The organism is Halomonas meridiana, from assembly GCF_009846525.1.
Lineage (GTDB): Bacteria > Pseudomonadota > Gammaproteobacteria > Pseudomonadales > Halomonadaceae > Vreelandella.
Genome location: NZ_CP024621.1, coordinates 1,296,200 through 1,308,929 on the forward strand (window position 1 = coordinate 1,296,200; position 12,730 = coordinate 1,308,929).

The 12,730-nt window shown below is 59.9% G+C and carries 10 protein-coding genes; 4 read left to right on the top strand and 6 right to left on the bottom strand.

Translation table 11 applies throughout. The features are described from left to right. Positions 1 to 16 precede the first annotated feature (16 nt). The 4 genes from CTT34_RS06370 to cysP are packed head-to-tail and all read right to left on the bottom strand — an operon-like array spanning position 17 to position 3,836. A complete protein-coding gene (locus CTT34_RS06370; protein ID WP_159341681.1) occupies positions 17 to 1,111 on the bottom strand; it encodes a sulfate/molybdate ABC transporter ATP-binding protein in 1,095 nt (364 codons plus the stop codon). Then, the gene (gene cysW / locus CTT34_RS06375; RefSeq protein ID WP_159341682.1) at positions 1,108 to 1,935 is read right to left on the bottom strand and encodes a sulfate ABC transporter permease subunit CysW; all 828 of its coding nucleotides are present in this window, start codon (positions 1,933 to 1,935) and stop codon (positions 1,108 to 1,110) included. The genes CTT34_RS06370 and cysW overlap by 4 nt, the downstream gene beginning before the upstream one ends. Continuing rightward, positions 1,935 to 2,789 (bottom strand): sulfate ABC transporter permease subunit CysT, encoded by an 855-nt coding sequence (gene cysT, locus CTT34_RS06380; RefSeq protein ID WP_159341683.1) that lies wholly within the window; start codon positions 2,787 to 2,789, stop codon positions 1,935 to 1,937. The genes cysW and cysT overlap by 1 nt, the downstream gene beginning before the upstream one ends. A gap of 9 nt (positions 2,790 to 2,798) precedes the next feature. Beyond that, the gene (gene cysP, locus CTT34_RS06385; RefSeq protein WP_159341684.1) at positions 2,799 to 3,836 is read right to left on the bottom strand and encodes a thiosulfate ABC transporter substrate-binding protein CysP; all 1,038 of its coding nucleotides are present in this window, start codon (positions 3,834 to 3,836) and stop codon (positions 2,799 to 2,801) included. Positions 3,837 to 4,079: 243 nt separating this feature from the next. Between cysP and rpe the strand changes: the two genes are divergently transcribed. Beyond that, on the top strand, positions 4,080 to 4,778 hold the full coding sequence (gene rpe, locus CTT34_RS06390; protein WP_159341685.1) for a ribulose-phosphate 3-epimerase: 699 nt from the start codon (positions 4,080 to 4,082) through the stop codon (positions 4,776 to 4,778). 58 nt (positions 4,779 to 4,836) lie between these two features. Here rpe and CTT34_RS06395 read toward each other — a convergent pair whose 3' ends face one another. Further along, a complete protein-coding gene (locus CTT34_RS06395) occupies positions 4,837 to 6,135 on the bottom strand; it encodes an NAD(P)/FAD-dependent oxidoreductase (protein WP_159341686.1) in 1,299 nt (432 codons plus the stop codon). Between the two features lie 135 nt (positions 6,136 to 6,270). Here CTT34_RS06395 and CTT34_RS06400 point away from each other — a divergent pair, with 135 nt between their 5' ends. Then, positions 6,271 to 6,939, top strand: a complete 669-nt coding sequence (locus CTT34_RS06400; RefSeq protein WP_159341687.1) for a phosphoglycolate phosphatase — start codon at positions 6,271 to 6,273, stop codon at positions 6,937 to 6,939. Between the two features lie 3 nt (positions 6,940 to 6,942). Here the strand turns inward: CTT34_RS06400 and CTT34_RS06405 are convergent, their stop codons facing one another. Further along, positions 6,943 to 7,860 (bottom strand): metal ABC transporter solute-binding protein, Zn/Mn family, encoded by a 918-nt coding sequence (locus tag CTT34_RS06405; protein ID WP_159341688.1) that lies wholly within the window; start codon positions 7,858 to 7,860, stop codon positions 6,943 to 6,945. Positions 7,861 to 8,152: 292 nt separating this feature from the next. Between CTT34_RS06405 and CTT34_RS06410 the strand changes: the two genes are divergently transcribed. Together CTT34_RS06410 and fdhF are read left to right on the top strand one after the other, a co-directional pair. Next, a complete protein-coding gene (locus tag CTT34_RS06410) occupies positions 8,153 to 9,892 on the top strand; it encodes an NADH-ubiquinone oxidoreductase-F iron-sulfur binding region domain-containing protein (RefSeq protein WP_159341689.1) in 1,740 nt (579 codons plus the stop codon). Then, the gene (gene fdhF, locus CTT34_RS06415) at positions 9,889 to 12,705 is read left to right on the top strand and encodes a formate dehydrogenase subunit alpha (protein ID WP_159341690.1); all 2,817 of its coding nucleotides are present in this window, start codon (positions 9,889 to 9,891) and stop codon (positions 12,703 to 12,705) included. Before CTT34_RS06410 ends, fdhF begins: the two co-directional genes overlap by 4 nt. The last annotated feature ends 25 nt before the right edge of the window (positions 12,706 to 12,730 follow it).

Consider the following 12,730-nt stretch of genomic DNA (forward strand, 5'->3'; position numbering starts at 1 on the left):
GAGAAGCCAGCAGCGCCTAGGCCACGCGCGCCTGTTGCTCGGGCGTTTTAGCGTCCTCTTTGAAGCGGTGCCACTGGCGTGGATGGGCGAACAAGCGCTGCCCACGGCGCATGTGTAAACGCTCGAAGTCGGCGTGGCGCACGGTGGCTTGCCAAGGTTTTGCCAGCCAGTCGGCCTCGAGCTCTACGCGCACTTCGGCCCCGACCGGGGAGATAGCGGTAATCGTCACCGGCAGGTGGCTCTCGGCGCTGGGCTCTTCCGCTAGACGCACCTCATGGGGGCGCAGCAACAGCTCTTCGTCGCCATCGGGCAAGTCGACGTTCAGGTGCGCGTCACCGCAGGTCAGGACGCCATCGCGAACGCGCCCCTCTAGGTGGTTCACATCACCCAAGAACTCAAATACAAAGCGGTTCTTCGGCGCGCGGTAAAGGGTATCCGGCGTGTCGATTTGCTCGATGCGACCGTTGCTCATCACCACCACGCGATCAGACAGCTCCAGCGCTTCTTCTTGGTCGTGGGTGACGAAGACGCTGGTAAAGTTCAGTTCGTCATGCAAGCGGCGCAGCCAGCGGCGCAGATCCTGGCGCACCTTGGCATCCAACGCGCCAAACGGCTCATCGAGCAGCAGTACGTCAGGTTCTACGGCGAGCGCGCGAGCCAGCGATACGCGTTGCTGCTGGCCGCCAGAGAGCTGCGCAGGCAGACGGTTCGCCAAGTGCTCAAGCTGGACCATTTCCAGCAGTCTAAACACCCGTGCCCGAATCTCGCCGTTGGAGGGGCGGCGCTTCTTCGGCATCACCGTAAGGCCAAACGCCACGTTGTCGTAAACGCTCATATGGCGAAACAGCGCGTAGTGCTGAAACACGAAGCCGATGCGGCGGTCGCGAACGTGCACGTTGGTCACGTCACGGTCGCCAAACAGGATTTTGCCGGGCTGAGGAGAGCGGTCGGCGTTCTCCAAACCGGCAATGATCCGCAGCAGGGTGGTTTTGCCCGAACCGGAAGGGCCTAGTAGACCTACTAATTCACCTTCGTGAATATCCAGGTTGATCGGTTCGAGCGCCTGGGTGTTGGCAAAGTGCTTGGCAATATTCTGTAAGCGGATACTCATGAGAATGCCTCCCGGCGCGATGCGCGCCATTCCAGGCCTGCCTTGGCCGCAAGCGTTAACAGGGCAATCAGGGCCAGCAGGGCGGCGCTCGCGAACGCGCCCACGGCGTTGTAATCCTGATAGAGCTGCTCTAGATGCAGCGGTAGCGTATTGGTTTGCCCACGAATGGCCCCTGAGACAACCGAGACCGCGCCAAATTCACCCACCGCGCGGGCGTTGGTAAGGATGATGCCGTAGAGCAGTGCCCAGCGGATGTTGGGTAGTGTGACCCGCCAAAACGTCGTCCAGCCGGAAGCGCCCAGCGTTACGGCGGCCTCTTCTTCCCGTGATCCTTGGGCCTGCATAAGCGGGATTAATTCACGCGCCACAAACGGGCAGGTGACGAAGATGGTGACCATCAGAATGCCCGGCCACGCGAACATTAGCTGAATATCGTGAGTGTCGAGCCAACTGCCAATCCAGCCGTTGCGGCCATACAGCAGTAGATAGATCAAGCCCGCCACGACGGGAGAAACGGCAAACGGAATATCAATCAGCGTTTGCAGAATGCGCCGCCCTGGGAAGCTAAAGCGCGTCACCAGCCACGCCAGCGCGACGCCAAACACCAAGCAGATGGGGATGGTCATTAACGCGATGACCAGCGTGAGACCAATGGCGTGCAGGGTGAAGGTATTGCTCACGTTCTCCCAAAACACCGCCACACCTTGGGAGAACGCCTGAGCAAAAATAGCCACCAGCGGCAGCAGCAGAAATAGCGCAGACAGCAGTAGGGCCGCGCCAATCAATAAGCGCCGCACTAAAGGCGCATCACCAATCCGGCGCATTATCCTTTCCCTCCATGCAGACGACGCACAAAGCGGCCCTGCCAAATATTGATAGCGAGCAGCAGCGCCAGAGAGACAAACAGCACCACCGAGGCAATGGCAGACGCCCCCGCGTAGTCATACTCCTGCAGTTTGACGAAGATCATCAGCGCGGTAATTTCGGTTTCGTAGGGCATGTTGCCAGCGATAAAAATAATCGCGCCGAACTCACCTAGTGAGCGTACGAAGGCAAGCCCGGTACCGGTCACTAGGGCTGGCCAAAGGTGCGGCATAATCACTCGACGAAACGCCACGCCATCGGTGGCGCCCAGGGACATCGCGGCTTCGTCCACCTCGGCAGGCAAATCTTCCAGCACCGGCTGCACCGTGCGCACCACAAAGGGAATACTGGTGAAAGCCATCGCCAGCGCAATCCCTACCCAGGTATAGGCGATCTGAAGCCCCATTGGCTCGATGATACTGCCTACCCAGCCATTACCCGCATAGAGCGTGGCCAGGGTGATGCCAGCCACGGCAGTGGGCAGGGCGAAGGGGAGGTCCATCAAGGCATCGAGCAGGCGCTTGCCAGGAAACTCATAGCGCACGAGTACCCAGGCCAGTAGCAGGCCAAACACCGCATTCACCAGCGCGGCCACCGCCGCTGCGCCGATGGTGACCATGTAACTGGCGACCACGCGGCCCTCGGTAATGATCGCAAGGTACTCGGCCAAGCTCAGTTCGGAAAGCTGACCAAACAGGCCCGTCATGGGTAGTAGCAATACCAGCGAGATGAACAGCACGCTGATGCCCATCGACAGACCAAAACCCGGCAGCACGCGCGTGCTGCCGGATCGCCAAAATGCTAACTGGCTCATGGGATACCGTTAACGACGTTGCAGTTGATCGAGTAGAGCCCCGCCTTCGAAGTGGGTCTCCATCGCTTCTTCCCAGCTACCGAACACGTTTTCGACTTCGAATAGCTCGGTGTCGGGGAACTGATCGGCAAACTCTTCAACCACCGTCTCGTTATGGACGCGGTAGTTAAAGCCTGCCAATTGGCGCTGGGCCTCCTCGGTGTAGAGGTACTCCAAGTAGCTTTGGGCTAAATCGCTGTTGCCGTTGCGCTCGGCGTTCTCACCCACTACGGCCACCGGGAACTCGGCCAGAATGCTTACCGGCGGAACGACCACTTCGTAGTCATCGCTGCCGTATTCGCTGCGGATGTTGTTCACTTCGGATTCGAAACTGATTAGCACGTCACCAATGCCGCGCTCGATAAAGCTGGTGGTCGCGCCGCGACCGCCGGTGTCGAACACCGCCACGTTGCCCAGGAACGTGCGCATGAAGTCTTGAATCTGCTCTTCATCGCCGTCGAACTCGTTCTCGGCGAAGCCCCAGGCGGCAAGATAGGTATAGCGGCCGTTACCGGAGGTTTTCGGGTTAGGGAAAACCATCTGCACGTCCTCTTTGACGAGGTCGTCCCAACTCTCGATGCCTTTCGGGTTGCCTTTACGCACCAGGAACGCGGTGGTGGAGTAGTAGGGCGACGCGTTGTTCTCAAACGCATCCTGCCAATCTTCCGCCACCAAGCCAGCATCGGCGAGTACCTGCACGTCGGTAACCTGGTTAAACGTCACTACGTCCGCACGCAGGCCCTGCATGATGGCGCGCGCTTGGGCAGAGGAGCCACCGTGGGACTGGCTGATAGCGATCTCTTCGCCATGCTCTTCTTCCCACCACGCCTGAAACTCAGGGTTGATCGCGGCGAATAGCTCGCGGGCGATGTCGTAAGAGGAGTTCAGCAGCTCGCGCTCTTGAGCGACAGCGGCGCTGGAGAAGGTCATGCCAGAAACGGCGGTGCCCACGGCAGCGGCCAATAGACTGCGGCGAAGGCCGGTACGGAATGCAGAGGATAATGTCATTGCAGACTCCTTAAGGCTGAGGGCGATGTCATCGCGATGCCGATAAGGTTAAACCTAGGATTGGGGAATTACAATCGTGTTTTATATTCTATTTGGAAATATGTCTGGGCATATCGAGACAAGCGATGGGGACTTCTCGGGGAGGCCCTGGGCATAGGGCTTCTGAGTTGGCTCTGGTAAGATGGCCCGCTCGTGATTATCTCCGTTTCTTTCTCCCCGTTCCGCCTACTCGAGGACCCTTTCATGAGCGCTGCACAGGATTTTTTGATTGCCCCGTCGATACTTTCCGCTAATTTTGCGCGGCTGGGCGAGGAGGTCGACAACGTGCTGGCGGCCGGTGCCGATGTGGTGCATTTCGATGTGATGGATAACCACTACGTACCGAATCTGACCATTGGGCCGATGGTATGTAAGGCGCTGCGCGATCATGGCGTGACGGCGCCGATCGATGTGCACCTGATGGTGAAACCGGTGGATCGCATGATCAGCGATTTTATTGATGCCGGGGCCAGCTACATCACCTTCCACCCAGAAGCCTCCGAGCATATCGACCGCTCGCTGCAGCTGATTCGTGACGGTGGTTGTAAGGCGGGGTTGGTGTTCAACCCGGCAACGCCGCTTTCGTATCTTGATTATGTGATGGACAAGGTCGATATGGTGCTGCTGATGAGCGTCAACCCCGGCTTTGGCGGCCAGTCGTTCATTCCCGGTACGCTGGACAAGCTGCGTGAGGCACGGGCACGTATCGACGCTTCGGGCTTGCCCATTCGCTTGGAGATCGATGGGGGCGTCAAAGTCGACAATATCGCGGATATCGCCGCCGCCGGTGCCGATACCTTTGTAGCGGGTTCAGCGATCTTTAACGCCCACCAGGCAAGCGACCCCCACGGCTACGACAGCGTGATTCAGCAGATGCGCGCGGAGCTAGCTAAGGTTCGCTGAGGCGGAAGGCGCGCTAAGACACAAGAGGGGCGGGCTGATCCCCGCCCTTTGCATGTCCTTAGTGAAGTTTCATGCGTGGTTTGAGGTAGCGGTTCAATTTATCCACCAGCCAGGCAAGCCCGGTTTTTGGCGCACCGTGAATAGAGAGTTGATGCATACGGTAGAGCGATGCGTAGGCTTGGCGCGCCAACCAGCCCTCCAAAAACAGCCCCCGCGATGCCGAGCTGCGCATCAAGTTCCCGACCGCATCGTAGCGGGCCAGCGATACCAGCGAGCCGTGGTCGTGGTAGATGAAGTCTTGCAACGGCTTTTTGGTCAGGCATCGCTCAAGGTTCTTCGCCAATAGCTTGGCCTGCTGATGCGCGGCCTGAGCGCGCGGCGGTACCGTGGCCTCATCGCCTTGGGGGCAGCAAGCGCAGTCACCCATCGCAAAAATATGCGGGTCGTCCACGCTTTGCAGCGTCTGCTTGACGTTGATCTGATTGCGTTTGTTGGTGCTCAAGCCCAGCTCGGCCAAAAATGGCGGCGCTTTGATCCCTGCCGCCCATACGTTGAGATCGGTGTCGATCACCTCTCCGTCGCCTGTGACCAGCTGATACTCCTGGGCTTCTTGAATTGCCGTGCCGACATGCACGGTGACGCCCATGCCCTCCAACTCCTGTTGAACGGTCTGGCTGATACGTTCGGATAAACCGGGCATCAGTCGTGGGGCCGCTTCGATCAAGTGTACGCTGATCGTTTGGTGATCGACCGCCGTGACGCCATAGGCATTGAGCAGGCGCGAGGCGTCTAACAATTCCGCCGAAAGCTCCACCCCCGTCGCACCGCCGCCGACAATGCCAATGGTGAGCTGGGTGTGCTGACGCAGGTTGGGGTCGGTATAGCGCAGGAAGGTATTGATCATATCCCGCTGGAAGGCTTTGGCCTGCTGGGGGGAGTCGATGAAGTGGCAGTGCTCTGCGACCCCCTTGGTACCAAAATCATTCGAGATACTGCCAAGTGACAGCACTAAATAGTCATAGGTGAGCTGGCGGGCGGGCAGGACCTCCACGCCATCCTCGTCTTCGATGGGGGCCAGGTGAATGACCTTCTGTTCCCGATCCAAACCGTTGAGAGAACCGCGCTGGTAACGGTAGTAGTGGGCCGAGGAGTGCCCACGATAATCCACTTCATCCATGCTGGAGTTGAGCACCCCGGTGGCCAGTTCGTGCAGCAGCGGTTTCCATACGTGGGTGGCGTTGCGGTCGAGTAGGACGATCTCGGCACGCTTTTTTTTACCTAGCGTATGTCCAAGACGCGTGGCTAGGGCTAGCCCGCCCGCACCGCCGCCCACAATCACAATTCGGGGAATGGCCATTACTCTCTCCTTGGCAAATATAGCCACAGCATAGAACTTTCTGCAGTGTATGACGAAGGTCTAAGCGGGTAAGATGACTGAATTAATCGACATTATCGTGAACCAGTAGCTTAGACGCATCAGTGAGGCCAGCTCGTGCATACCATGTTGCAAGGAAAGCGGTTAATTGCCTTTGACCTAGACGGTACGTTAATCGACTCGGTACCGGATTTGGCCGTTGGCGTACAGCGGGCGCTGCACGACGTGGGGCTGGCTCAACCGAGTGAAGCGCAGGTGCGCGACTGGGTGGGCAATGGGGCGCAGGTGCTGGTGGAGCGAGCGCTGACCTGGGCGCTTAGTGCTCCTCCCGAGGCAGCGCTGCAGCAGAGCGCCTATGACGCGTTCATGCGCCATTACGGGGCTGCCCCCAATGCGTTAACCCAACCCTATCCCGATGCCTTTGAAGCGCTTCATGCACTGCATGAGGCGGGTTTTGTGCTGGCCTTGATTACCAATAAACCCGAGCGGTTCATTGAGCCTATTTTAAGCCACTTTGGTGTGCTGGCGCTGTTCACGTCTACCTTGGGCGGCGACTCGCTGGCCGAGAAAAAACCTAGCCCGCTGCCGCTTTTGCACGTTGCCCAGACGCTGGACATTACCCCTTCGGCGAGCGTGATGGTGGGGGATTCCCGTCACGATATCGCAGCGGGCAAGGCGGCGGGCTTCACCACCGTGGCACTGCCGTATGGCTATAACCACGGCGAACCTATTGAGCAAAGCCACCCGGACCTGCTAGTGGCCTCGCTTCGTGAGCTGGTAAGCTAGCGGCTACTCCCCGGCCCTGGCACCCCCTAGGGCCTCGTGCAGCAGCTCTGCGTTGTAGCGCAGCATGGCAGGGTAGTTATAAGCGGGGCCGTCGGGTTCGCTCAACGTATCCACGTAAAGCGGGCCTGCCAGTGTCAGGCCGGTCTCACGGGCCAGAGCATCCATGTGGATATAGGGCGTCGTGCTCTCATAGAAGAGAGCGGGCGGCCGCTTGTCGGCGAGCCGTTTGCTCATGGCAGCCATGGCATCCGCACTGCCCATCGTTTCGCTATTCATGCCCCAAATGGCAGCGAATTCAAACCCATAAGCGTGGGCGAAATAGCTCAGTGCCGCTTCGCTCGTGGTGAGCAGGCGGTTGGTTTGAGGAATCCCTTCCAAACGCTCGGTGAGTTGCTGGTCGAGCAGCACCAGCGCCTCTTTGGCTTCGGCTGCGCGGGTTTGGAAGGCCGCGGCCTTCTCTGGCGAGTGCACGCTGAGCGTTTGAGTAATGACATCGAGATAGGCCGCCGCGCCTTTAGGGTCCATCCACATATGCGGATCAGGACGCCCCTTATGCTGGCCCTGTTGTAATGCCAGAGTGGGGTAATCGGCGGTTTCGGCCAGGGCCATCAGTGTGAGCGTGTCACTGGCCATCGCTTCGACATGGCGAATCCACGGCTCTAGCCCATGGCCGTTATAGAACACGATATCGGCCTCTTCCACGGCGAGTACGTTAGGCGGGGTAAGCTCCCAGCGGTGTACGTCTTCACCAATCGGTACGATGGTCGTAATGGCGATGTCGTCACCGGCAACGCGTTTGACCAAGTCCTCGATCACTGAAAAAGAGGCAATGATCTTGAGCGACGACGCGGCGAGCGCTGGGGAGGAGGCGAGGAGTGCTGCTAACAAGAGCGTGATGATCCAAGGGGTTCGCTTATCCATGCCACGCTCCTAACTCATTAAAATGACGGCAAATAATAAAGAGAGTCGCGCCCCGTTGCCAGTTTTGCTCTGCTGGGTGAGCTGCTGTGGCAAGTGGCAAGAGACTGAAGGGCGCGATGGTTTCCCCGCTGACGCTTAACCTCTATGCTATGAAAAAGCCGTCAACGCAGGCGTCGCTCGTGGCGGGCTGCCCCATCAAGTCGCTTTCGTAACGTTTGGACGCTTCACTGAGCATAGCGGCTTTGACGGCGGTATTTGTAACGTTCTTTGGCCTAGCTCTGGATGGCGCGTCATGACCTCTCAACCTGTTACGTCTTCTCGCCGCCGTCGCGGCTACCCAAAAGGGCGCGATGTGGCTCCTGTGGCGCTGGCGGCGCTTCGCGATTTGTTAGGCGATGAGCGCCAAACGCCCCGCTTGAAACGTCGCGACCTACTGATAGAGCATCTACACGCCATTCAGGATGCCCACGGCTATTTGTCACTCGTGGAACTGCGTGCCCTAGCAGCCTACATGAACCTGCCTATGGCAGCGGTGTACGAGACGGCGACGTTCTATGCCCATTTCGATGTGGTGCACGACCACCAAGCGCCCCCGACGGATACCACGATTCGCGTCTGTGATTCTCTTTCCTGCCAATTAGCGGGGGCCAGTGCGCTACACAAAGCGTTGGAAGCCCGCGTCGATCCTGACTGTGTACGGGTGATTCGTGCGCCCTGCATGGGCCGCTGCGATACCGCGCCAGTGGCCGAGGTGGGCCATCACCATGTGCTGTATGCCACCGCAGAAGGCGTCGAGGCCGTGGTGGATACCGGCCACTTTCACCCTGAAGCGATTTTGTGGCAGCGCCTTGACGCCTATCAGCAGGCAGGCGGTTACCAGTTACTGGCCCATGTGCGCAGCGGTAAAATCAGCATTGATGAGGTGCTGCAGGTGCTTGAAGTCTCGGGCCTGCGAGGCTTGGGGGGTGCAGGCTTCCCTACCTTTAAAAAGTGGCAGGCCGTGCACCAAGCCGCCGGGCCGCGCTACTGCGTGATTAACGCTGATGAGGGCGAGCCGGGGACGTTTAAAGATCGCTACTATTTAGAGCGCGCGCCGCATCAGTTTCTTGAGGGCGCGCTGGTCAGCGCTTGGGCGATAGAGGCCGAGGCGCTCTATATCTATCTGCGCGATGAGTATCCTGGCCTGCACCGCGTGCTCCATGAGGTGATTGCAGAGCTTGAGCAGTCGGGCATCGTCGCGCCTGGATTCATCATCATGCGCCGGGGCGCGGGCGCTTATATCTGCGGTGAGGAGTCGGCGCTGATTGAATCCTTGGAAGGCAAGCCGGGTAAGCCGCGCCACCGCCCGCCTTACGTAGCCCAGCAGGGGCTTTTTGGCCGCCCCACGCTGGTCAATAACGTCGAAACCGTTTACTGGATTCCCGCCATTTGGCGCAAAGGGGCGGAGTGGTTTGCCGGGCATGGGCGCAACGGTAGGCGCGGTTTACGCAGTTTTTCCGTCTCCGGGCGAGTGAACAAGCCCGGCGTGTACTTGGCGCCAGCAGGCATCACGCTGCGCGAGTTGATAGAGGAGTATGCCGGCGGCATGGCGGAAGGGCATAAGCTTGCCGCTTACCTGCCCGGCGGCGCCTCGGGTGGCATTCTGCCCGCCAGCAAAGCCGATGTGCCGCTGGATTTCGACACGCTGCAGGCGCACGGCAGTTTTATTGGGTCGGCGGCGATTATCGTGCTGTCTGATCAGGATAACCTTCAGGCGGTGGCCACCAATCTGCTGGCTTTTTTTGCCGATGAGTCCTGCGGGCAGTGTACGCCTTGCCGGGTAGGCACCGAGAAAATGCTCAGCTTGCTAGAGCAACCCACCTGGGATGTGCAGGCGCTCACTCGACTGGCACAAGTGATGCAGGACGCCTCGATTTGCGGCCTGGGGCAAGCGGCTCCAAATCCTGTATTGGGGCTACTCAAGAATTTCCGCCATGCGCTCGCCCAGCAGCAGATTATTGTCAGCGATGCCGCTGAAGGGAGTGCACCATGACCGCTTCGTTCACTATTGTCTTGGATGATCAAGAAGTCACTGCCTACCCCGGAGAATCCCTTTGGCAGGTGGCCAAGCGCGCCGGAGAGACTATTCCCCACCTCTGTTTTAAAGATGCCCCCGGCTACCGCGCCGACGGCAACTGCCGGGCCTGTATGGTGGAGGTGAAAGGCGAGCGAGTGCTGGCGGCAAGCTGTATCCGCGAGGCCAAACCCGGCATGGTGGTAAGCAGCGCCCACTCGCCCCGTGCCACACAAGCGCGTGAAACGGTATTGGAACTACTGATGGCCGACCAGCCCAGCCGCGCCCAAAGCCCTAACCGCTCCAGCCACTTCTGGGAAGTAGCCGATCAGTTAGCGGTCGACGAAGCGGCCGTTAAGTCGTGGCTACCGCCACGCCGTAAAGCAGCCGTCAACCATGCAGCGGCTGCGCCAAAGGTGAGCCAGCCAGATACCAGCCACCCGGCGATGCACGTCAACTTGGACGCCTGCATTACCTGCAACCTGTGCGTGCGCGCCTGCCGCGGGGTGCAGAGTAACGATGTCATCGGCATGGCGCAGCGGGGCGCCGCCGCCACCGTGGTATTCGATTTTGCTGACCCGATGGGCCAAAGCACCTGCGTGGGCTGCGGCGAGTGCGTGCAAGCGTGCCCCACCGGGGCGTTAATGCCTGCCACCGTGGTCAATGCCGCAGGTCAGGGCGATTCTCAAAGCCAGCGGCAGGTGGATTCCGTGTGCCCCTACTGCGGGGTGGGCTGCCAGCTGACGTACCATATTAACGACGACGCCCTGGCCTATGTGGAAGGGCGCAACGGCCCCGCTAACCAGAACCGCCTGTGCGTGAAAGGCCGGTTTGGGTTTGATTACGTGAGCCACCCGACACGGCTGACCAAGCCGTTGATACGCTTACCGGGTATTCCCAAGGCGCTCGACCCTACCTTTGACCCCGCCAATCCTTTCAGCCACTTTCGCGAGGCCAACTGGGACGAAGCGCTGGAAATCGCGGCGGGCGGCCTAATGGCGATTAAGCAGGCGCAAGGCCCCAAAGCATTGGCGGGCTTTGGCAGCGCCAAGTGCTCTAACGAAGAGGCGTGGCTGTTCCAGAAGCTGGTGCGTACCGGTTTTGGCAGCAATAACGTGGACCACTGCACGCGGCTTTGCCATGCCAGTTCCGTCGCGGCGCTGATGGAGTGCCTGGGTTCAGGCGCGGTGACCGCTTCGTTTATGCAGGCGCTGGAGGCCGATGTAGTGATTCTCACCGGCTGCAACCCGGCGGTGAATCACCCCGTGGCGGCGACATTCTTTAAACAGGCAGCCAAGCAGGGCACCGAGATCATTATTCTCGACCCTCGCGGGCAGGCGTTGGATGCTTACGCCAGTATGAGCGTGCGCTTTACACCGGGGGCAGACGTGTCGCTGTTCAACGCGCTGCTCAACGTGATCATCGCGGAAGGCCTGTATAACCAAGCCTACATTGACGCCCACACCGAAGGCTTTGAAGCGCTCAAGCAGAGCGTGGCTCACAGCACACCGGACGCCATGAGCGCGCTGTGCGGCGTTGCCCCCGACACTATTCGTGAAGTGGCGCGCCGCTACGCCAACGCCGAGAAAGCGATGATTTTCTGGGGCATGGGTATTTCTCAGCACACCCACGGCACCGACAATGCCCGCTGCCTGATCTCGTTGGCACTGGCCTGCGGCCACACCGGTCGCCCCGGAACAGGCCTGCACCCGCTGCGCGGCCAGAATAACGTGCAGGGTGCCTCAGATGCGGGGCTGATTCCCATGGTGCTGCCGGACTACCAGCCTGTGGGCGATAGCCAGCTGCGCGCCGCGTTTGAAGAGCTATGGAACACGCCGCTGAGCGATGAGCCTGGGCTGACGGTGGTGGAAGTGATGAATGCGATTCACGCAGGTGAGGTGCGCGGTATGTACATTTTGGGTGAAAACCCAGCGATGTCTGACCCGGATCTTACCCACGCCCGCGCCGCGCTGGGTAAGCTTGAGCATTTGGTGGTGCAGGATCTCTTTATCACCGAAACCGCCCAGTTCGCCGACGTGATTCTGCCTGCCTCTGCGTGGCCCGAAAAAGACGGCACCGTGACCAACACTAACCGCCAAGTACAGCTGGGCAGGGCGGCATTACCGCTGCCAGGAGACGCTAAGCCGGATTGGTGGATCATCCAAGAGATCGCTAATCGCTTTGGGCTGGGCTGGCGCTATCAGCACCCGCAAGACGTGTTTGCCGAAATGCAGCAGGGCATGCACTCGTTCAACCACATTAGCTGGGAGCGGCTAGCGCGGGAGAACTCCGTCACATACCCCTGCCCAGCCGAGGATGCCCCCGGCCAGGACGTGGTCTTTAGCGACGCCTTTCCGCGCGCTGGCGGGCTGGCTAAATTCGCTCCTACGCGCCCACTACCGCCGGACGAGCCGGTGGATGATGATTACCCCACGGTACTGACCACCGGCCGCCAGTTGGAGCATTGGCATACGGGCTCCATGACGCGGCGTGCCCGGGTGCTCGACGCCCTAGAGCCAGAAGCGGTCGCCAGCCTCTCACCGGGCGAGCTCAGCCGTCTGGGGGTAGTACCGGGCGAGAAGCTCACCATTACCACGCGGCGAGGCACAATAACGCTGACCGCCAGAGTGGACGATAAAATCCCCGATGGGATGGTCTTCGTGCCGTTTGCCTACGCCGAGGCCGCCGCCAATCTGCTCACCAACCCGGCCCTGGACCCCTACGGCAAAATACCCGAGTTCAAGTACGCCGCTTGCCGCTTGAGCAAGGCAGAGCCAGCCTTAGTTTCCTAAGCGCTGGCAAGCCCTGCAATGAGCC